A 21208-nucleotide genomic window follows, 5' to 3' on the forward strand; every position below is an offset into this window, starting at 1 on the left:
GACGGCCTCGGGCTACAACGCCACGGCGACGGCCGACAGCGCGACGGCGGTGGGCGGCAGCCTGTACGTGGAGGATCCGGACACGGGCGCGGTGCTGCTCGACCAGACCACGACAGCCTCGGCGCAGGCCGCCAGTGCGTTCGGCGCGGGTGCGCAGGCCAACGGCGCGTTCAGCACCGCCACCGGTGCGGCGGCCACGGCCGACGGGCTGCAGGCCACGGCGGTCGGCTACAGCAGCACCGCCTCGGGATTGGCGACGACCAGCCTGGGCGGCTTCTCGGAGGCGACCGCCGACTTCGCGACCGCCCTGGGTTATGGCGCGATCGCGAGCAACACCCGCACGACGGCGGTCGGCATTGCGGCCGAGGCCAGCGGCACCAGCGCCACGGCGGTAGGCAACTCCTCCACCGCCAGCGGCAACGCCTCGGCGGCGCTCGGCACCGGTTCCAATGCGACCGGCCTCAACGCGACCGCGCTGGGCGGATCGTCCTGGGCCACGGCCGACAACGCCACCTCGGTGGGCCAGCTGGCGTGGGCGACGACGGCTGGCGGCACGGCGATCGGCCGCGACGCCTATGTCTACGGCGCAGGCGTGAACGCCACGGCGGTGGGCCTGAGCGCATGGGCCAATGGCGCCAGCAGCGTGGCCCTGGGTGCGGGTTCGCGCGCCACCGAGGCCAACGTGGTGTCGGTCGGCAACGGGACGGGCGGCACGCATCCGGCCACGCGCCGGATCGTGAACGTCACCGACGGCGTCGCCGCCAGCGACGCCGCGACGGTCGGGCAGTTGGAAGGCGCGACGCAGCACACCCGTTACTTCGCCGCCAGCGGTGGCGCGGGCAGCGACAGCGCCGCCTACGTGGAAGGCGAGTACGCCACGGCGGCTGGCGAATCGGCATCGGCGGTGGGCGAGGGCGCTTCGGCCTACGGCAGCGGCGCGTTCGCGCTGGCGCCGCAGGCCACCGCGGTGGGCTTCAATGCCTCGGCCAGCGGCCAGTACGCGGTGGCGCTCGGCACGTCGGCGACCGCGGTCGGCGATGGGGCGGTCGTGCTCGGACCGAACGGCGTGGCCTGGGGCTCGGCGGCGGTTGCCGTCGGCTCGGGCGCCACGGCCAATGGCGTGTTCTCCACCGCCGTGGGTGCCTTCACCAATGCGGCAGGCGTCGCCACGGTGGCGGTCGGTCGCAACGCAGTCGCATTGTCGAACTTCTCCTCCTCGTTCGGCTCGGGGGCGTCGGCCACTGCCGAGAACAGCGTCGCGCTGGGCCAGGGCTCGATCGCAGACGAGGCGAACGCGGTGTCGGTCGGCAGCGAAGGCAACGAGCGCCGCATCACCAACGTGGCCGACGGCCGCGTGGTCGCCGGCGGCACCGATGCGGTGACCGGCGGCCAGCTGCATGGCGCGCTCGACAGCACGGCGCAGGCGCTGGGCGGCGGTTCCGAGGTCACCGCCTTCGGCACGGTGTCGGCGCCGGCCTTCATGATCCAGGGCAGCACCTACTTCAGTGTCGGCGACGCCTTCGGTGCAGTGGATGCGCAGATCAGCGTGCTCGACAGCCGCCTGACCGCGCTCGAGGGCGGGACGACGGCGTCGGCGGGCCAGTCCGCCGCTGCTTCGGCCAGCCGCCGGCTCGGCAATGCGGCGGCCGATGTCGCCGCTCCCACCCCTGTGCCCGCTGCGAGTGGCGCCGAGACAGGGGCGCCGGCCGCGAGTGCCGCGACTGCCGTGGTCGTAGGCCAGGGCGCTGTGGCCACGCAGCCGACCGCGACCGCGATCGGCGACGGCGCCACCGCCACCGCCGCCAACGCCGTCGCCCTGGGCCACGGATCGGTCGCCGACCGCGCGAACAGCGTGTCGGTGGGCGCCGCGGGGGCCGAACGCCAGGTCACCAACGTGGCCGCCGGCACCCAGGCGACGGATGCGGTGAACGTGGCCCAGCTGGAGTCCACGGCCACCCAGGCGGTGAGCACCGCCAACGCCTATACCGACGCCAAGTTCGACGCCTGGTCGGACAGCTTCTCGGCCTACCAGACCGAGCTCGAGCAGCGCTTCACGGACCAGGACCGTCGTATCGACCGTCAGGGCGCGATGGGCGCGGCGATGTTGAACATGGCCACCAGCGCGGCCGGCATCCGCACCCCGAACCGGGTTGGCGTCGGCGTCGGCTTCCAAGGCGGGCAGAGCGCCCTGTCGCTGGGCTACCAGCGTGCGATCAGCGATCGGGCGACCCTGACCATCGGCGGCGCGTTCAGCGGCGACGAGAAGTCGGTGGGCGTGGGCGCCGGCTTCGGCTGGTGATCACCGGGCGGGAGCGCCGGTGGCGCTCCCGTCGCAAGGAAACACGGTCCCCGCGGTGCGCAGTGCGCATCCGTCAGCCGCGGGGGCGGCTCCAGCTTGAGACGGTGACTGCGGCGCGCGCGGAGGACCCGCCCGCGTCGTCCCATGCGAATCGATCCATTTCGTCGAGAGAGGGCATCACATGAGCAAGCGCAACATCCTTCCCTGCACCCTGGCCATCGCGGTCATCGCCGCCATCGGTGCGACGGGTGCCACCGCCGCCAAGAAGCCGAAGTTCGGGACGGACACGGCCAACCTGTCTGCCAGCCTCGGCGACCAGCAGCTGTTCCATCGCTTCGTGGTGCAGTATCGCGACGGTACGCGCGAGAAGTCCGACCGCAACGCAGGCGTCGCCGCGATGAACCGCGCGGTGAACCGCTCGGCGCTGGCCAAGAGCCGCGCGGTGAGCGCCAGCCACCTGCGCACGCTGAGCGGCGGCCAGCAGCTGATCAAACTCTCGCGCAGCCTCGACCGCGTGGAAGCCGACGCGCTGCTGCGCCAGCTCCAGGCCGATCCGAACGTCGTGTCGGTGCGCCCCGACCGCCTGCGCCAGATCGCGCGGATGCCCGACGTGCAGCCGGCCTATGTGCCGAACGACCCGCTGTTCCAGGAATACCAGTGGCACATGCGCGCGCCCGACGGCGGCGCGACCTTCGACGGCGGCCCCAACCGCGGCGGCGCCAACGTCCCGGCGGCCTGGGACCTGGCCGACGGCAGCGGCATCACCATCGCCGTGCTCGACACCGGCATCTCCGCGCACCCGGACGTCGATACCTCGCTCGCCGATGCCGGCTACGACTTCATCTCCGACGCCTTCGTCTCCGGCCGCGAGACCGACGACCGCGTGCCCGGCGGCTGGGACCTCGGCGACTGGACCATCGGCTATCCGGGCGCGGAAACCTGCCAGCAGCGCTACAGCTCCTGGCACGGCACCCATGTTGCCGGCACCGCGGGTGCGCAGGCGACCGACAACGGCGTCGGCCTGACCGGTGTGGCCTACAACGCCAACATCCTGCCGATCCGCGTGCTCGGCCACTGCGGCGGCTACGACACCGACATCTCCGACGCGATCGTCTGGGCCGCGGGTGGCGAGGTCGAGGGCATGCCGATCAACGAGAACCCGGCGCACGTCATCAATCTCAGCCTGGGCGGCTCCGGCGCCTGCACCGCCTACGAGGCCGACGCCATCGCCCAGGCCAATGCGCTCGGCGCCGTGGTCGTGGTCGCTGCCGGCAACCAGAACGCCAACACCTCCGGCTACTCGCCGGGCAACTGCCCGGGCGTGATCACCGTGGCTTCCAACGGCGTCACCAGCCGCCGCGCCTACTATTCCAACTACGGCGACGGCATCGAGATCGCGGCGCCCGGCGGCGGCGTCTACGCCAACGACGGCAGCGGCGGCACCCAGATCTACGACGGCTTCATCTGGCAGGCGGTCAATCCCAGCGACACCGAGCCGATGCCGGCCGACGAGATCGCGCCGGACGGCTCGAATGGCGGCTACGGCGGCTCGGCGGGCACCTCGCAGGCGGCACCGCACGTGGCCGGCGTGGTCGCGCTGATGCAGGGCGCGCGCCTGGATGCGGAACTGCCGCTGCTCAGCCCGGCCGAAGTGCTGGAGATCCTCCAGGACACCGCGACGCCGTTCGCCGTGGCGCCCTCGGCCTCGCAGCCGATCGGCGCCGGCATCGTCAATGCCGCTGCCGCCGTGGCCAAGGCGATCGAGCCGCCTTGCGAGGTGGACTGCGCGCCGGACGCGACCCCGATCGTCAATGGCGTGGCCGTCAGCGGACTCGCCGGCACGGCGGGTAGCGAAACGCTCTACAGCATCACCGTGCCGGCCGGTGCACGGGGTCCGTTGAGCGTCACCACCACGGGCGGCAGCGGCGATGTGACCCTGCTGGTCAGCTTCGATGAAGAGCCCACCGATGCCGATGCCGACTTCCGTTCGGCGCGGCCCGGCAACAACGAAACGGTGCGGATCAACGCGCCGCAGACGGGCACGTACTACATCAAGCTGGTGGGCACCCGCGCCTACAGCAACGTGCGCCTGCAGGCCCGCCACAACTGACCGCGGCATTGCGCTGCACAGGAGCCCCGGCCCGCGCCGGGGCTCCTGCTTTTCAGCGGTCGGCCGGAAGCGGGGGCTTTCCAGCCGATCGCACGATCGTGAACCCGTTCTGTCGGGCGGCCGGATCCTGCGGCGCGGCCGGCGCAAGCTGCTAAAGTCGTGGCCCCCGACGGATGCCGAACGTGAACGCGATCCCCGATCCTCCCGTCAGCGAGTCCGTGGCGCAGGACGCGGAGGACCGCATCGTCGCTGCGCTGCTGGAGCGCCAGCAGCTCAAGGAAGTGGACCTGGCGCGTGCGCGCCGCCTGCAGGAAGAAACCGGCGGCGGCATCCTGCCGCTGCTGTCGCGCCTGGGCCTGGTGTCCGAACGCGACCATGCCGAGGCCTGCGCCAGTGCGCTGGGCCTGCGCCTGCTCGCTGCCCGCGACATGCCGGGGGAGCCGCCGGAACTTGCCGACGCCCCCACGCTGAGCGCACGCTTCCTGCGGCAGTTCCACCTGTGCCCGATCGGCGAGCAGGGCGGACGGCTGGTGCTGTGGATGGCCGATCCGCAGGACGGCTACGCGCTGGAGGCGGTGCGGCTGGCGACGGGGCGGGCGATCGAGCCTGCGGTCGGGCTGCGATCGGAAATCGACGACCTGATCGAACGCTGGCATGGCCAGGGCCGCAGCGCGATGGGCGCCATCGTCGAAACCGCGGACGGCGAGGGCAGCGCCGACATGGACGATGTCGAGCACCTGCGCGACCTCGCCAGCGAGGCGCCGGTGATCCGCCTGGTCAACCTTGTCATCCAGCGCGCAGTGGAGCTGCGCGCCTCGGACATCCACATCGAGCCGTTCGAGAACCGGCTCAAGGTGCGCTACCGCATCGACGGCGTGCTCGAGGAGGGCGAGAGCCCGCCCAGCAATCTCACCGCCGCGGTGATCAGCCGCATCAAGATCATGGCCAAGCTCAACATCGCCGAGCGCCGCCTGCCGCAGGACGGCCGCATCATGCTGCGCGTGCAGGGCAAGGAGCTGGACCTGCGCGTGAGCACCGTGCCGACTGCGCACGGCGAGAGCGTGGTGATGCGCCTGCTCGACCGAGAGACGGTGGTGTTCGATTTCGGTCGGCTTGGGTTCACCGGCGATTTCCTGCCGCAGTTCCAGCGCGTGCTCGAACAGCCGCACGGCATCCTGCTGGTGACCGGCCCCACCGGCTCGGGCAAGACGACGACCCTGTACACCGCGCTCTCCAAGCTCAACACGCCGGACGTCAAGATCATCACCGTCGAGGACCCGGTCGAATACCAGATCGAAGGCATCAACCAGATCCAGGCGCGGCCGCAGATCGGGCTGGATTTCGCCAACGCCCTGCGCAGCATCGTGCGCCAGGATCCGGACATCATCATGATCGGCGAGATGCGCGACCTCGAGACCGCGCGCATCGCCATCCAGTCCGCGCTCACCGGCCACCTGGTGCTCAGCACGCTGCATACCAACAACGCAGCGGGCGGCATCACCCGCATGCTCGACATGGGCGTGGAGGACTACCTGCTGACTTCGACCGTCAACGGCATCCTGGCCCAGCGCCTGGTGCGCCGGCTCGAGCCCACGCACGCGGAGAAGTACCCGGCCTCGCCCGAGGAGATCGAGAAGTTCGGCCTGCGCCGCTTCCAGCCCGAGGGCGAGATCTTCCTGTACCGCCCGCGCGGCTCGGCGATCGCGCCCACCGGCTACCTCGGCCGCACTACGATCGTCGAGTTCCTGGTCATGAACGACGAACTGCGCCGCGCGGTGATGCGCCATGCGGGCATGGGCGAACTCGAACAGCTCGCGCGCCAGCACGGCATGCGCACGATGTACGAGGACGGGCTGGCCAAGGCGATGGCCGGCGTGACCACGATCGAGGAAGTGCTGCGGGTGACGGAGGAGGCATGAGCACGCGCGCGACGCCCGCCCCGATGCCGCCAGCGCACCCCGTGTCGCCGCGGTGGGGCCAGACGCATCTCGGCGCCTGCGCCGCTGCGTGCACGGCATCGCGTCTGTCGTCCCGCGCGCGGCATAGGCTATTGCAGGATTGGCGGCCTGGCGCCGCAGGCGCGATCACGGTCGGCCTGGGGCGGGCCGTCCACGGTGCCGGTTCCCCGATGCGCGATTGCTTCCGCTGATGCCTCTGTATCGCTACAAGGCGCTCAACAGCCGCGGCGAGACCCTGGACGGGCAGATGGAGGCCGCGAACGACGCCGAGGTGGCGCTGCGGCTGCAGGAGCAGGGCCACCTGCCGGTGGAGACGCGGCTGGCCAGCGATGCGGGCGGCACCTCGTGGCGCTCGCTGCTGCGGTCCAAGCCGTTCGCCGGCCAGCGCCTGGTGCAGTTCACGCAGCAGCTGGCGACCCTGCTCGGCGCCGGGCAGCCGCTGGACCGCGCCCTGACCATCCTGCTGGAGCTGCCGGAAGAGCCGGCCGCCAAGCGCACGGTGTCGGAGATCCGCGACGCGGTGCGCGGCGGCAGCACGCTGTCGGGCGCGCTGGAGCGCCAGCACGGCACGTTCTCGCGCCTGTACATCAACATGGTGCGGGCCGGCGAGGCGGGCGGCAGCCTCGAGGAGACGCTGCAGCGCCTGGCCGATTACCTCGAGCGCAGCCGCCTGCTGCGCGGCCGCGTGGTCAACGCCCTGATCTATCCGGTGATCCTGCTGGCGATGGTCGGCCTGTCGATGATGTTCCTGCTCGGCTACGTGGTACCGCAGTTCGCGGCGATGTACGAGAGCCTGGACGCGCCGCTGCCGCTGTTCACCAAGATCGTGCTGGCGCTGGGCATGTTCGTGCGCGACTGGTGGATCGTGCTGCTGGCCGTGCCGGCACTGGCGCTGTGGTGGCTGGACCGGCGACTGCGCGACGCGGCGTTCCGCACGCGTTTCGATGGGTGGCTGCTGCGGCAGCGGCTGGTCGGGCCGATGATGGCCCGGCTGGAAACGGCGCGCCTCGCGCGGACCCTCGGTACCCTGCTGCGCAACGGCGTGCCGCTGATGTCGGCGCTGGGGATCGGGCGGACCGTGGTCGGGAACCGGGTCCTCGCCGGCGATGTCGAAGCCGCGGCCGAGGACGTGAAGAACGGCATCGGCCTGTCGGCGGCGCTGGGCAAGGGCAAGCGCTTTCCCCGGCTGGCGCTGCAGATGGTGCAGGTCGGCGAGGAGTCCGGCGCGCTCGATGCGATGCTGCTCAAGACCGCCGACACCTTCGAGCAGGAAACCGGTCAGGCGCTCGACCGCATGCTGGCCGCGCTGGTGCCTGCGGTGACGATGGTGCTTGCGCTGGTGGTGATGGCGGTGATCCTCGCGGTGCTGGTGCCGGTCTACGACCTGACCAGCGTGATCGGCTAGGTGCCGCCTGCAGCCGGATGGATTCGCAATGAAATGGAGGAATGAACATGGGTAATCGACGGTTCCAGGTGAGGCGGGGCGTGGGCGGCCGAGGGCGCGGCGAGCACGACCGGGCGCTTGTCATCGACGTCGGCGGTGGCAGCGGCATCATCGGGGAGAAGTCGTTTGGTGGACGGTGGCGTGAGCGCTTTGCTGGCGGGCGATTCACTGGTGTCAGCCGTGGCGACGGCATCATTGGGGTGAAGCCGTTTGGTGCCTCGCAGCGCGGATTCAGCCTGATCGAGATCATCCTGGTGGTGGTGCTGATCGGCGGCATCGTCGCGTTCGCGGCCACGCGGATCCTGGGTGGCGGCGATCGCGCACGCGTCAACCTGGCGCGCGCGCAGGTGCAGACCCTCGCCGACAAGGTGAGCCAGTTCGAGATGGATACCGGCAGGCTGCCGGCGTCGCTCGACCAGCTGGTGACCCAGCCCGGCGACGGCGTGGGCTGGCTGGGGCCGTACGCGAAGGAAGCCGAACTCCGCGATCCGTGGAATACGCCGCTCGAGTATCGCGCTCCGGGCGATGGCCGCCCCTACGACATCGTCAGCTATGGCGCCGACCGCAAGCCCGGCGGCGACAGCGTCGACGCGGACATCCGCAACGACTGAAGGCGCTCTGGGTGAGGAGGCGGCCAAGTGCCCGGCACCGCGCTGCGCCGCAGCGCGGGATGTCGCTGCTCGAGATCCTGCTGGTGCTCGCGCTGATCGCCGCCACCGGCCTGATGGCCGCCGGTATCCTCACCGGCGGATTCGATCGCATGGAGCTGCGTTCCAGCGCACGTGAACTGGCCGCGCAGCTGCGATTCGCGCGCACCCGCGCGATCGCAACGGGCAGCACGCAGCAGTTCACGGTCGATCCGCGCGCGCGTGTCTGGCAGGGCGCGGAAGGTCACGGCGGCGAGATTCCCCGCTCGCTCGAAGTGCACTTCACCGGCGCGCGCGAAGTGCAGCCCGACGAGGGCGTCGGGGCCATCGTGTTCTTTGCCGACGGCGCCTCCACCGGCGGCCGCGTGCAGCTGCGCGTGCGCGATGCGGCCTGGAACATCGACGTGGCCTGGCTGACCGGCGAGGTCAGCCTGCGACGTTCGGAGGCAACGCGATGAGTGCCCCGGGTGCATGCACGGCGGGAGCCGCGCGCCGCGCACGGTTGCGCGCCGTGCAGCAGCCGCGCGCCCGCCCGGCCCGCGCCCAGCGCGGGTACTCGCTGCTGGAGATCATCGTCGCCTTCGCCGTGCTGGGACTGGCGCTGAGCCTGCTGCTGGGCACGCTGTCGGGCGGCACGCGGCAGGTGCGCTGGGCCGCCGACAGCGGCCGGGCGGTGCTGCACGCCCAGTCGCTGCTGGACCAGGTGGGCGTGGGCGAGGTGCTGGTGCCGGGCCGCCGCGACGGCGAGTTCGAGGCGGGTCGCTATCGCTGGGTGCTGGACGTGGCGCCGTACGTGGATCGTGAGCGGCCGCCCGCGCAGCCCGCCGATCCCTACGCGCCGCAACTGCTGCAGCTGCGGCTGGAGGTGAGCTGGGGCGAAGGGGGGCCGCGCGAGCGCCTGCGGCTGGACACGCTGCGGCTGGTGCAGCCGGATCCGTCGGGGTTGTCGGGATGATCGTCCTGGAGCCCAAGGTCACGCAGCGAAGCCGCCTCGCCGATAGGCGGTTCACTGGCGCCCGCCGGGAGTGTGGCCTCGCTGGTGCGATGGTGGCCGTACGCCATCGGCAGCGTGGATTCACCCTGATCGAGATCCTGCTGGCGACCACCCTGCTGGCCCTGGGGCTGGCGCTGGCCTTCGCCACCCTGCGCGCGGCCACCGCCACGGTGGAGCGCGGCGAGGTGATCGCCGCGCGCAGCGAACGCATGCGCGCGGTCGATGGTTTCCTGCGCCGCCGACTGGCCTCGGCCACGCCGATCGCCTTCGCCATCGACGAAGACACCGGCCGCCTGATCCGCTTCATCGGCGAACCCGACCGCATGCGCTTCGTCGCCGACCTGCCCGACTACCTCGGCCGCGGCGGGCCGCACCTGCACGATGTCGCGGTGCTCGACGGGGAGGCCGGCTCGCGCCTGGCCGTGTCGTTCGCGATGACCATCGGCGGCGGCACCATCGAGGACCGCGACGCGCGTCCGCCCGAGACCCTGGTGCCTGACCTGTCGGATGCCCGCTTCCGCTACCGCGGCCTGGGCGAGGACGGCCTCCTCGGCGAGTGGACGGACACCTGGGAGCAGGTGGACATGCTGCCGCTGCAGGTGTCGGTGGAACTGGCCAGCCGCGATGGCGGAACCTGGCCGCCGCTGGTGGTGATGCTGCCCCAGCGCATGGGCGGGATGGTGCCGTGAATCGCCGGTCGCCTCCTGCCGCGCGCGGTGCCGCGCTGATCCTGGTGCTGTGGCTGATCGCGCTGCTGGCCGCGCTGATCGGCGCCTTCGCGATGACCGCGCGCACCGAGTACCTGCAGGGCCGGACCCTGGGCAGCGGGCTGGTCGCCGCGCAGGCGGCGCGCGCCGGCCTGGAGTACGCCGCCACGCGCGTGTCGGTGCCCGATCCGCGCCTGCAGTGGCTGCCCGATGGCCGCGCCTATCGCACGCGGCTGGCGGGGGCGGAGGTCGAGGTACGGATCGTCGACGAGTCCGGCAAGCTCGATCTCAACGCCGCCGATGCCGCCAGCCTCTCGTCGCTGATGCGGGTGGTCGGTGCCGAGCCGCAGCAGGCCGATGCGCTGGCGGCTGCCATCGTCGACTGGCGCGATGCCGACGACCTCACCCAGGCCCAGGGGGGTGCGGAAGATCCCCAGTACGCGGCCGCAGGCTTGGCCTGGGGCGCCAAGGATGCGCCGTTCGAGACGGTGGCCGAAGTGGAGCAGGTGCTTGGCATGACCCCGGCGCTGTACGCGCGCCTGGCCCCGCACCTCACCATCTACAGCGGCCTGCCGGTGGCCGATGCGCGCTTCGCCACGTCCGCGGTGCTGACCTCGATGGGGGTGGATGCGGCCGCCGTGCTGGCCGGTCGTGAACGCCCCCCGCAGCAGGGCGATGCCTCGTTCGTGGGGGCTGGCAGCGGCACGTATAGTATCGACAGCCTTGCACGGCTCCAGGACGGGCGCGAATCCGTCCTGCGCGCCGTGATCCGGCTGGGGCCCAGCGGCGTGCCCGGATCGGCATTCACCGTCATGAGATGGGAGGAGGGCGCGTCACCGCGATGATGGCCGTGGTCGAACAATCCGTGGACACGCCCTCGGGGCTGCGCGGTGGGCTGGGCCGCGTCGACGGCTCGCTGCGGCCGCGCCTGCGCGGCTTCCGGCAGTGGTGGACGCGCTCGCTGGCGGCTTGGCTGCCGGCCCGGATCCGCGACCTGTTCGGGCTGTCGCCGCAGCGCCTGCTGCTGCAACCGGCCGAGGAGGGGCTGCAGCTGGCGCTGTGGCGCGGCGACCAGCTGCGCACGCTGGCGCATATCCCGGTGCCTCCCGGCGGCGCCGACCCGGGCGACCCGCTGGCCGGACTGCTGTCGCCGGCCATGGCGCGGGTTCCGCGCTGGCTGCTGTTGCCCGGCAGCGCGGTGCTGCGCCGGCGGCTGACCCTGCCCGCCGCGGCTGGAGAACGGCTGCGCGAGGTGCTGGGCTTCGAGATCGACCGGCAGACCCCGTTCTCCGCGGCCGATGTCAGCTACGACGCGCGAGCGCTCGGGCGCCGCGGCGACCAGCTCGAGGCCGAGCTGGTGGTGGTGCCGCGCGCCACGCTGGAGGCGGCGGTGGCCGCGCTGGGGCCGCTGGCGCCCACCCTGGCCGGCGTCGATGTGGCCGAGACCGACGGCACGCCGCTCGGCGTGAACCTCGCCAGCGGCGCCGCGCGCCGGCGTCGCGAGGATCCCGCGCGCGGGCGCAACCTGGTGCTGCTGCTGGTGGCGGTGCTGGCGCTGGCCGCGGGCATGTGGCAGATGCTGGCCAATCGCGAGGCGGCGGCCGAGTTCTTCGCCGCCCAGGTGGAGGCCGAAGTCGAGCGCGCGCGCAGCGCCTCGCTGGAGCGGCGCCAGCTGGTCGACCTGATCGAAGGGGGCGCCTTCCTGCGCGCGGCGCGCGCCGGGCGGCCGACGATGGTCGAGGTGATGGACGAGCTGGCCCGGCGCCTGCCGGACGACACCTTCCTGGAAAAACTGTCGGTCGAAGGCGACCGCATCCTGCTGATCGGCCTCAGTCGGGAGGCCTCGGCCCTGGTCGGCCGGCTGCAGGGTTCGTCGCTCTGGTCCGAGCCGACCCTGTCCGGCGCGCTGCAGCCCGACCCGCGCACCCGCATGGACCGCTTCACCCTGACCGCCACGCTGACCGTGGCCGAACCGCGCCCGGCACCCGCCGCGCCTGCCGCAGAGGCCACGGATGCAGCCGGAGGTCACTAGCCGCGACCGGTGGCTGGCGCTGGCGATCCTTGCCGGCCTGCTGGCGCTCGCCTACCTGCTGCTGGTGCACCCGTGGTGGACGGTGCCGCTGCTGGAGACCAATGCCCGGATCGAAGGCCTGCGCGAGCGCGACCTGCGTGCGCGCACCGGCCTGCAGCAGGCGCCGGAGGTACGCGAACGGCTCGAGGCCGCACGCGCGGCCGCCGGCAGCGCGCCGGGCTTCATGGCCGAGGGCAACGTGCAGCTGGCCACCTCGGCCCTGGTGCAGCGCCTGGAGCAGGCGGTGGCCCAGGCCAGCCCCGGCAACCGCAGCTGCGCGATCAGCAACCGCCAGCCGATGAACGACACCCGCGAACAACGCTTCCCCCGCGCCACCGTGCAGGTGCGGCTGACTTGCGGCAACGCCGAACTGGCCACTGTCCTGCACTCGCTCGAGAGCGGCTCGCCGCGGCTGTTCATCGACAACCTCAACATCCTGGCGCAGCGCTACCAGTTCAGCGGCAACCAAGGCAGCGGCGGCGGCGTGGACGCCAGCTTCGACCTGTACGGCTACCTGCAGCCGGCGACTCCAGCGAGTGCGGCCGATGCGCGCTGAAGACATCGGCGCGCGCACCTGGATGCTCGCCGGCCTGGCCGGCTGGGCCATGTGCGTGTGGCTTCTGGCGATGTTCGGCATGGGCGGCAGCATCGATCGCCTCGACGACGATCCCTCGCTGCGCCAGGCCTTGCCCGAGGCCACGGCGCCGGGACAGGAGCGGCTCGGGCCGCTGACGCAGTACGGCGACATCGGCGCGCGCCCGCTGTTCACCGACAATCGCCGTCCGCAGCCCTTCGTGATCGATCCGATGGGGGAGGCCGAGGGCGCCAGCAACGATTTCGACTACGTGCTCAGCAGCGTGCTGCGCACGCCCGGCCTGCAGATGGTGATCCTGCAGCCGGCTGCTGGCGGCGAGCCGCTGCGGGTGAAGCTGGGCGACGCGCCCGCCACCGCGCCCGGCTGGGTGCTGCAGTCGGTGGAGGCGCGCAGGGCGGTGTTCGCCGGGGCCGAGGGCGAGCGCAGTCTGGATCTCCGGGTCTTCGACGGAACCGGTGGCCAGCCCCCGACGCCGATGGCGGGGCAGCCAGCGGCGTCCGCCGCCAGCGCTGCGGCCCCCGGCGCCACGGCCGAAGCCGTCACGCCGGCCGCCGCGCGCGGCACCGGCGGAGCGCAGCCCGCGCGCAAGGGCGATGCGGCTGCCGACGCTGCGGCGCCGGCGGAGGCCGCGCCCGCCGCGGCCCAGCAGCAGGCGGCGCAGGACCAGGTGGAGATGATCCGCCGCCGTATCGAGGAGCGCCGCGCCCGGCTGCGCCAGGAAGACCGGGCGCGTGCGGCCCAGCCCGTCAACGAGAACCAATAGACTGCGCCGATGACTTCGAGATCCCTGTGCCAATCCGTCGCTGCGGCCTGCCTGTCGGTGCTGCTGGCCGCCTGCGCCTCGATGCCGCCGCCCACGCTGTCGCGCGGCCAGCCGCGGCCGCCAGCTGAGGCCACGCCCGGGCAGCCCGATGTCGCGGTCGCGCCGCTGGAAGAGGACGAGGGGCCGCGTGCGCAGATCCGCCGTGGCAGCGGCCAGGTGATCAACCAGGGCGTGGCCGCCACCTCGCCGCCAAACCTCGGCGGCAGCACGGGCGAGGCCTCGTTCAACTTCGAGGGCGAGCCGCTGCATGCGGTGGTCAAGGCGATCCTCGGCGACATGCTGGGCCAGAACTACACCATCGCGCCCGGCGTGCAGGGCACGGTGACGCTGGCCACGCCCCGCACGGTCAGCCCGGCCCAGGCCTACGTGCTGCTCGAGCGTGCGCTGGCCGACAACAACGCGCGAATGGTCTACAGCGGCGGCATGTACCAGATCGTGCCGGCCGACGCGGCCCTGCCTTCGGGCACGGTGGCGCCGCGCACCGGCGGCGCGGAGGCCGCGCGCGGCTTCGAGGTGCGGGTGGTGCCGCTGCGCTACATCTCGGCCACCGAGATGGAGAAGGTGCTCGAACCCTACGCGCGCCCCAATGCCATCGTCTCGGTCGACAACGGCCGCAACACGATCACCGTGTCCGGCTCGCGGGTGGAACTGGAGAACTACCTGCGCACGATCGAGATCTTCGACGTGGACTGGCTGTCGGGCATGTCGGTGGGCGTGTTCCCGCTGCAGAGCGGCAAGGCCACGCGCGTGGTCGCGGACCTGGAGAAGGTGTTCGGCGAGCAGAGCAAGTCGCCGGTGGCCGGCATGTTCCGCTTCATGCCGCTGGAGGGCGCCAACGCGGTGCTGGTGATCACGCCGCAGCCCGACTACCTCGACGATATCGGCGACTGGCTCGAGCGCATCGACAGCGCCGGTGCCGGTGCGCGCCTGTATTCGTACGAGCTCAAGTACATCCGCGCGCGCGACCTGGCGCAGCGCCTGGCCGAGGTGTTCGGCGGCAGCGCCGGCCGCTCGGGCGGTGGCGACGGCGCACCTTCGCTGATGCCGGGGCTGACGCCAGCGACGATCGGCAGCGGCACCGGCGGCGATGGCGCCAAGTTCGACGGCGGCGATGCGATGTCGTCCACCGACCCCGGCATGGGCGGCAGCGGCTCGGGCAATGGCATGGGGAGCGGTACGGGCGGCGGCTCGCTTTCGCTCACCCGGGACAGTGGCGGTGCCAGCGGCGTTACCCTGGAGGTGGAAGGCGATCGTGTCGGCGTGTCCGCGCTGGACGAGACCAATGCGCTGCTTGTGCGGACCACGCCCTCTGCGTGGAAGTCGATCAAGGAAGTGGTCGAGCGCCTCGACGTCATGCCCCTGCAGGTTCATATCGAGGCGCAGATCGCCGAGGTGGTGCTCGAAGGCGACCTGCGCTACGGGGTGAACTGGTTCTTCGAGCGCGCAGTGACCGATGCCGGCCTGCCCTCTGCGGAGCGGCGCACCACCTGGAGCGCGATCGCCGGGAACGTCACCGGTGCCAACGTCGGCGGCGTCGGCAGCGGGCTGTCGTGGACCTTCCTCGGCCGCAACGCCGCCGCGATCATCAGCGCCCTGGACGAGGTGACCGACCTGCGCGTACTGCAGTCGCCCTCGATCATGACCCGCAACAACGCCGAAGCGACGCTCAACGTCGGCAGCCGGATCCCGATCTCCACCGTCAGCGTCAACCCCATCCTGGGCAGCGACAACAGCTTCACCTCGGTCCAGTACCTGGAGACGGGCACTATCCTCAACGTGCGGCCGCGCGTGACCAGCGACGGCATGGTGTTCCTCGACATCGTCCAGGAAGTCAGTACACCGGGAGACCAGGCGACCGCGGACGAGAACGGCAACGTCCGCATCGACACGCGCAAGATGAAGACCGAAGCTGCCGTGCGCAGCGGCGATACGGTGATGCTGGCCGGTCTGATCCGCGACCAGGTTGGTCGCGGTTCGGCGGGGTTTCCGGGGCTGAGCCGGATTCCGGTCCTGGGCGGCCTGTTCGGCCGCCAGACCTCGAGTACCGCGCGCACCGAAGTCATCATCCTGCTGACCCCGACCATCATCCGCGACGTCAACGAGGCGCGCACCCTGACCGACGAGTACAGCCGCCGCTTCCGCGCGATGGAGCCCCTGAACCGGGCCACGCAGGACTGAATGCGCGTGGATGCGTGTGGGGACGCGCATGGCTGAGGTGCCTGTGGTGCTGCTGCCGGTCGGCGCCGACGACGATGCGCTGGATGCCTGCCTGGCCGCGCTCGACGCCGGCACGCCGGCGGGCACGCGCGTCTGGCTCGCCGACGACGCGCAGGCCGGCCCGCGCGGGCTGGCGATCATCGAGCGCTGGCTGGCGCATACGCCGCTGCAGGCCGACTACACCCGGCGCGAGCGGCGCGTGGGCGAGGTCGCGCACATCGACCAGATGCTGAGCGCCTGCGGCGATGCCGACGCCATCGTGCTCGCCGCCGACGCGATCCCGGCGCCCGGCTGGGCGACGCAGCTGACGGCCTGCTTCGCGCGCGATGCCTCGATCGCCAGCGCCACGCCCTGGTGCAACGCCGGCGAGGTGGCGGCCTGGCCGCGGATCGGCGAGATCTCGCCGGCGCCCGCCGACGCCGGCCGGATCGCCCGCGCCTGCGCGGCGATGCCGCCGCTGCATCCGGAACTGCCTGCCGCGGTCGCGCACGCGGTGCTGCTGCGCGGCAGCGCGCGGCGAAAGGCGGGTGGCCTGGACACGGCCAGCTATGGCTCCTGGTATGCAGCGCTGATCGACCTGTGCCTGCGCCTGTCCGGCCTGGGCTGGCGCAATGTGCTGTGCGAAACCGCCTTCGTCGCGCGTGGCGGCGAGGGCGGTCCGGCCGACGGCGACATGGACGCGCTGGGTGCGCGCTGGCCGGGCTGGCACGCGCGGCTGGCGCTGTTCCTGATGGACGATCCGCTGCGCGCCACGCGCGAGCAGCTCGGCCAGCGCCATGCCGAGGCCGGCGGGCCGCAGCGCCAGCAGGAGTTGTTTCCCGCGCAGGGCGATGCCGCCGACACCGGCGCGCCGGCCCCCGAGACGCCGGAAGGTGCGGCGTGATGTCCAGCGCCGCCGACATCGCCGCCATCGTGGTCACCTACCAGAGCGAAACCACCATCGACGAGTGCCTGGCGCGGTTGCGTGCCGCCGAGGGTGTGCGCCAGATCCGCATCGTGGACAACGGCTCGACCGACGCCACCCTCGCCCTGGTCCAGCGCCATGCCTCGCTCGATCCGCGCCTGCACTTCATCGGAAATCCCGACAATCCCGGCTTCTCGGTGGCCTGCAACCAAGGGGCGCACGACAGCGACGCGCCGTGGCTGGCCTTCGTCAATCCCGACTGCATGCTCGAAGCCGATGCACTGTCGCGCCTGCGCGAAACGGCCGATGACCTGGAGGGCGACTGCCTGCTGGGGGCCGACCTGGTCGACGAGCACGGCCGGCGCGACCTGGCCGCGCGCCGCCGCGATCCCGTCTTCGCGGCGATGCTGCAGGACCCGTCCGCGCGCGAGCTTGGCGTGGCGCCAGACGACACGCTGGCCCTGCAGCCGGTCGAAGCGGTGTCCGGGGCGTTGATGCTGATGCCGCGCGCGCTGTTCGAGCGCATCGGCGGCTTCGACGAAGGCTACCGCCTGCATGCCGAGGATCTCGACCTGAGCCGGCGCGCGCGCCAGGCCGGCGCGCAGGTCGCGGTCGCCAACCAAGTGCGCGTGCTGCACCTGCGCGGCGTGTCGAGCCGCTCGCGGCCGCTGTTCGTGGAATGGCACAAGCATCGCGGCCTGTGGCGCTACTTTCGCAAGTTCGAGGCCGGACAGGTTGGACGTGCCACCCGCGCCGCGGTCTGGGCGGCGATCTGGCTGCGCTTCCCGCTGGTGGTGGCGCGGCATTGGCTGGCGCGTTGAGGCAGCGCCGGAACCCCGACCCGCGCGCGACGCTCAGCGGGCGCGGTTGATGGCGTCGCGCAGACTGCGAGCGGCGTCGGCGGCGGCCTCCGCATAGCCTGCGCCTGCGGAGGCGTACAGGATCCCGCGCGAGGAGTTGATCATCAGCCCGGTGCCGTCGGCGCCCGCGCCGTGGCGCACCACCGCCTCCACGTCGCCACCCTGCGCGCCGACGCCGGGAATCAGCAGCGGCATGTCGCCTACGATGCCCCGGATCACGCCGAGTTCTTCCGGAAAGGTGGCGCCGACCACCAGGGCGCAGTTGCCTGCCGCGTTCCAGTCCTGCGCGATGGTGCGTGCGATGTGCTGGTAAAGCGGTTGCCCGCCGACGTCGAGCTCCTGGAAATCGCGCGCGCCGGGATTGGAGGTGTGGCACAGGAAGATGCAGCCGCGGTCCTCGCGGCGCAGGAACGGTTCGGCCGAATCGCGCCCCATGTAGGGATTGAGCGTAACCGCGTCGGCACCGAAACGATCGAAGGCTTCGGCCGCGTACTGCTCGGCGGTACTGCCGATGTCGCCGCGCTTGGCGTCGAGGATGACCGGCACGTCCGGATGGACGGCGTTGGCGTGTGCGATCAGCCGCTGCAGCGCGGCCTCGCCGCCGTTGTGTGCGGCGAAATAGGCGATCTGGGGCTTGAACGCGCAGGCGAACTCGGCGGTCGCATCGACGATGTCGCGGCAGAAGGTGAACAGCGCGTCGGGATCGTCGACCAGCGCCTCGGGGAACCTGCCCGGATCCGGGTCCAGGCCCACGCAGAGCAGGCTGTCGGCGTCGCGCCAGCGGGCGCGGAGTTTGTCGGCGAAGTGCATGCGCGTTCCGGCTTCAGGTCACGACGATGGGCGCACCCGCGGTCACCACCACGGTGTGCTCGAACTGGGCGGCGTAGCCGCGGCGGCAGGCCAGCGACCAGCCATCGCCGGTTTCCTCCGCCTGGCGGCTGTGCGTGGACAGAAAAGGTTCGACCGTGATCACCAGGCCTTCGTGCAGCCTGCGCGCGTCGCCGGCCACATAGTGGCCGGGGATGTGCCCCGGCTCCTCGTGCAGGGCGCGCCCGACGCCGTGGCTGCCCAGGTTGCGGATCACGCGGAAGCCGCGCCGCGAAGCGGCCGACTCGATGGTGCGGCCGATGCCGTTGAGCCTGTCGCCGGCACGCAGCTGCGCGATCGCGCTGTCGCGGGCCTCGCGGGTGGCATCGAGCAGGCGCTGCTGCGCCGGCGACGCCTGGCCCACCACGAAGCTGGCCCCGGTGTCGGCGAAGTATCCGTCCAGTTCGGCCGAGACATCGATGTTCACCAGGTCGCCCTCGCGAAGCACTGTCCCGTCGGGGATGCCGTGCGCGACCACGCGGTCGATGCTGATGCAGGTGGCGCCGGGAAAGCCGTAGGTCAGCTGCGGCGCGGATCGTGCGCCTGCCTGGCGCATCAGCCCGGCGCCGAACGCATCCAGGTCGCGCGAGCGCACGCCCGGTTCGGCTGCCTCGCGCATCGAGGCGAGGATCGATGCGACCAGGGCGCCGGCGCGGCGCAGGCCTTCGAGATCGCTGGCGTGTTCGATGGTCATCGCATCCTCCGTCCGGTCCTGGTGTGGACCGGCGCACAGCGGGCCGGGAGTCCGCGTCCTTCCAGGCAGCGCGCGTCCGGTTCCCGCGTCGCTGCGGCGGGGGCGGGACATCCGTCCGGATGGCCCGCCGCAGCATGGTCCTGCCTTACTTGAGGGCCTTGAAGCGCAGCCGCTTCGGGCCCGCGTCGTCGCCCATGCGACGCTTCTTGTCTTCCTCGTACTCGCGATAGTTGCCCTGGAAGAACTCCACGTGCGAGTCGCCTTCGAAGGCGAGGATGTGCGTGGCGATGCGGTCCAGGAACCAGCGGTCGTGCGAGATCACGAAGGTGTTGCCGGGGAATTCCAGCAGGGCATCCTCGAGCGCGCGCAGGGTTTCGATGTCCAGGTCGTTGGACGGTTCGTCGAGCAGCAGCACGTTGCCGCCCTGCAGCAGGGTCTTGGCCATGTGCAGTCGGCCGCGCTCGCCGCCCGAGAGCGAACCCACGCGCTTCTGCTGGTCCTGGCCCTTGAAGTTGAAGCGGCCGATGTAGGCGCGCGACTGGATCTCGATGCCGTTGATGTTGAGGATGTCCAGGCCGCCGGACACTTCCTCGAACACGGTCTTGTCGCCTTCGAGCTTGTCGCGGCTCTGGTCGACATAGGCCAGCTGCACGGTCGGCCCCATCTCGATCGTGCCCGAGTCGGGCTTCTCCTGCCCGGTGATCATCTTGAACAGGGTCGACTTGCCCGCGCCGTTGGGGCCGATGATCCCGACGATCGCGCCGGCCGGAACCACGAAGCTCAGGTCGTCGATCAGCAGGCGGTCGCCGAACTTCTTGCTGACGTTCTTGAACTCGATGACCTTGGTGCCCAGGCGCTCGCCCGGCGGAATGAAGATCTCGTTGGTCTCGTTGCGCTTCTGGTAGTCGACCGACTGCAGTTCATCCAGTCGTGCCAGGCGCGCCTTGCCCTTGGAACGGCCGCCCTTGGCATTCTGCCGGGCCCATTCCAGTTCCTTCTGGATCGCCTTCTGGCGGGCCTTTTCCTGGTTCTCTTCCTGCTTGAGGCGCTCTTCCTTCTGCTGCAGCCACTCGGTGTAGTTGCCCTTCCACGGGATGCCGCGGCCGCGGTCGAGCTCGAGGATCCACTCGGCGGCGTTGTCGAGGAAGTAGCGATCATGCGTGACCGCCACCACGGTGCCGGTGTAGCGCGCCAGGAACTGCTCCAGCCACTCCACCGACTCGGCGTCGAGATGGTTGGTCGGTTCGTCGAGCAGCAGCATGTCCGGCTTCTGCAGCAGCAGGCGGCACAGCGCCACGCGGCGCTTCTCGCCGCCCGACAGCTTGCCGATCTTCGCGTCCCACGGCGGCAGGCGCAGCGCATCGGCGGCGACTTCCAGCTGGTTTTCGAGGGTATGCGCGTCGCCGGCGGCGAGGATGGCCTCGAGGCGCTCCTGCTCCTTGGCCAGCGCATCGAAATCGGCGCCTTCCTCGGCATAGGCGGCGTACACCGCGTCCAGCGCGGCCTGCGCCTGCAGGACCTCGCCCACGCCTTCCTCGACCGCCTCGCGCACGGTCTTGTCCGGGTCCAGCTGCGGCTCCTGCTCCAGGTAGCCGACCTTGGTGCCGGGCTGCGGACGCGCCTCGCCCTCGAAGTCGGTGTCCACGCCGGCCATGATCCGCAGCACCGTGGACTTGCCGGCGCCGTTGAGGCCGAGCAGGCCGATCTTGGCGCCCGGGAAGAACGACAGCGAGATGTCCTTGATGATCTGCCGCTTGGGCGGCACCACCTTGGACACGCGGTTCATGGTGTAGATGTACTGCGACGACATGGGGGCTCCGGGTTGCAAGCGGCCGAGACCCGCACCAGGGGCGCGGACCGGCGGATTCGAACGGGATCGGGGGATTATAGCGCCACCCCCGGCGGCCCGGGCCGGCTGAGCAGTCGTTAAACGCGCGTGAGTGTCCTGCCGATGCAATTCGGTTGCAGGCTGGACCTGTTCAGCAGTCGCGGCCGATATTGCCTCCGAGGCCGGCTGG

Annotated in this window: 18 protein-coding genes; 15 read left to right on the forward strand and 3 right to left on the reverse strand. The window is 71.6% G+C overall.

Annotation, left to right across the window (positions count from 1 at the left end; translation table 11 throughout):
* The 15 genes from ACQYVW_RS16415 to ACQYVW_RS16485 form a co-directional block, all read left to right on the forward strand.
* On the forward strand, positions 1–2299 hold a 2299-nt coding region (locus tag ACQYVW_RS16415), incomplete at its 5' end, for a YadA family autotransporter adhesin (RefSeq protein WP_434947725.1).
* Positions 2300–2480: 181 nt separating this feature from the next.
* On the forward strand, positions 2481–4409 hold the full coding sequence (locus ACQYVW_RS16420) for a S8 family serine peptidase (protein ID WP_434947726.1): 1929 nt from the start codon (positions 2481–2483) through the stop codon (positions 4407–4409).
* 173 nt (positions 4410–4582) lie between these two features.
* Positions 4583–6328 carry a type II secretion system ATPase GspE gene (gene gspE / locus ACQYVW_RS16425; RefSeq protein WP_434947727.1) on the forward strand — a complete coding sequence of 582 codons (1746 nt, stop codon included), beginning with the start codon at positions 4583–4585 and terminating at the stop codon, positions 6326–6328.
* Positions 6329–6557: 229 nt separating this feature from the next.
* Positions 6558–7772, forward strand: a complete 1215-nt coding sequence (gene xpsF, locus ACQYVW_RS16430; RefSeq protein WP_434947728.1) for a type II secretion system protein XpsF — start codon at positions 6558–6560, stop codon at positions 7770–7772.
* Between the two features lie 230 nt (positions 7773–8002).
* Complete coding sequence (gene gspG, locus ACQYVW_RS16435; RefSeq protein WP_434947806.1) at positions 8003–8422, forward strand: type II secretion system major pseudopilin GspG; 420 nt, start codon at positions 8003–8005, stop codon at positions 8420–8422.
* Positions 8423–8481: 59 nt separating this feature from the next.
* Entirely contained in the window at positions 8482–8916 is a 435-nt protein-coding gene (gene xpsH, locus ACQYVW_RS16440) for a type II secretion system protein XpsH (protein WP_434947729.1), read from the forward strand.
* Between the two features lie 53 nt (positions 8917–8969).
* Positions 8970–9413, forward strand: coding sequence for a type II secretion system protein XpsI (gene xpsI / locus ACQYVW_RS16445; RefSeq protein ID WP_434947730.1), 444 nt, complete (start codon positions 8970–8972; stop codon positions 9411–9413).
* 89 nt (positions 9414–9502) lie between these two features.
* Positions 9503–10141 carry a prepilin-type N-terminal cleavage/methylation domain-containing protein gene (locus tag ACQYVW_RS16450; protein ID WP_434947731.1) on the forward strand — a complete coding sequence of 213 codons (639 nt, stop codon included), beginning with the start codon at positions 9503–9505 and terminating at the stop codon, positions 10139–10141.
* Positions 10138–11004: a type II secretion system minor pseudopilin gene (locus ACQYVW_RS16455; protein WP_434947732.1), complete on the forward strand. Its 867-nt coding sequence runs from the start codon at positions 10138–10140 to the stop codon at positions 11002–11004. The genes ACQYVW_RS16450 and ACQYVW_RS16455 overlap by 4 nt, the downstream gene beginning before the upstream one ends.
* A 5-nt stretch (positions 11005–11009) precedes the next feature.
* On the forward strand, positions 11010–12191 hold the full coding sequence (locus ACQYVW_RS16460; RefSeq protein WP_434947733.1) for a PilN domain-containing protein: 1182 nt from the start codon (positions 11010–11012) through the stop codon (positions 12189–12191).
* Complete coding sequence (gene gspM / locus ACQYVW_RS16465) at positions 12172–12786, forward strand: type II secretion system protein GspM (RefSeq protein WP_434947734.1); 615 nt, start codon at positions 12172–12174, stop codon at positions 12784–12786. Before ACQYVW_RS16460 ends, gspM begins: the two co-directional genes overlap by 20 nt.
* Positions 12776–13588, forward strand: coding sequence for a type II secretion system protein, XpsN-like (locus ACQYVW_RS16470; RefSeq protein WP_434947735.1), 813 nt, complete (start codon positions 12776–12778; stop codon positions 13586–13588). Before gspM ends, ACQYVW_RS16470 begins: the two co-directional genes overlap by 11 nt.
* 9 nt (positions 13589–13597) lie before the next feature.
* Complete coding sequence (gene gspD / locus ACQYVW_RS16475; protein WP_434947736.1) at positions 13598–15826, forward strand: type II secretion system secretin GspD; 2229 nt, start codon at positions 13598–13600, stop codon at positions 15824–15826.
* 28 nt (positions 15827–15854) lie between these two features.
* A complete protein-coding gene (locus tag ACQYVW_RS16480; RefSeq protein ID WP_434947737.1) occupies positions 15855–16748 on the forward strand; it encodes a glycosyltransferase family 2 protein in 894 nt (297 codons plus the stop codon).
* The gene (locus ACQYVW_RS16485) at positions 16748–17590 is read left to right on the forward strand and encodes a glycosyltransferase family 2 protein (protein WP_434947738.1); all 843 of its coding nucleotides are present in this window, start codon (positions 16748–16750) and stop codon (positions 17588–17590) included. Before ACQYVW_RS16480 ends, ACQYVW_RS16485 begins: the two co-directional genes overlap by 1 nt.
* A 33-nt stretch (positions 17591–17623) precedes the next feature.
* On the opposite strand, the gene pyrF is transcribed toward ACQYVW_RS16485, so the two are convergent.
* From pyrF to ettA, 3 genes are all read right to left on the reverse strand, one after another.
* Positions 17624–18439 carry an orotidine-5'-phosphate decarboxylase gene (pyrF, locus tag ACQYVW_RS16490; RefSeq protein ID WP_434947739.1) on the reverse strand — a complete coding sequence of 272 codons (816 nt, stop codon included), beginning with the start codon at positions 18437–18439 and terminating at the stop codon, positions 17624–17626.
* A 13-nt stretch (positions 18440–18452) separates the two neighbouring features.
* Positions 18453–19190 carry a type I methionyl aminopeptidase gene (map, locus tag ACQYVW_RS16495; RefSeq protein ID WP_434947740.1) on the reverse strand — a complete coding sequence of 246 codons (738 nt, stop codon included), beginning with the start codon at positions 19188–19190 and terminating at the stop codon, positions 18453–18455.
* Between the two features lie 145 nt (positions 19191–19335).
* Positions 19336–21000, reverse strand: coding sequence for an energy-dependent translational throttle protein EttA (gene ettA / locus ACQYVW_RS16500; RefSeq protein ID WP_434935402.1), 1665 nt, complete (start codon positions 20998–21000; stop codon positions 19336–19338).
* Positions 21001–21208 lie beyond the last annotated feature (208 nt).

Source organism: Luteimonas campi (assembly GCF_051162505.1).
Lineage (GTDB): Bacteria > Pseudomonadota > Gammaproteobacteria > Xanthomonadales > Xanthomonadaceae > Luteimonas.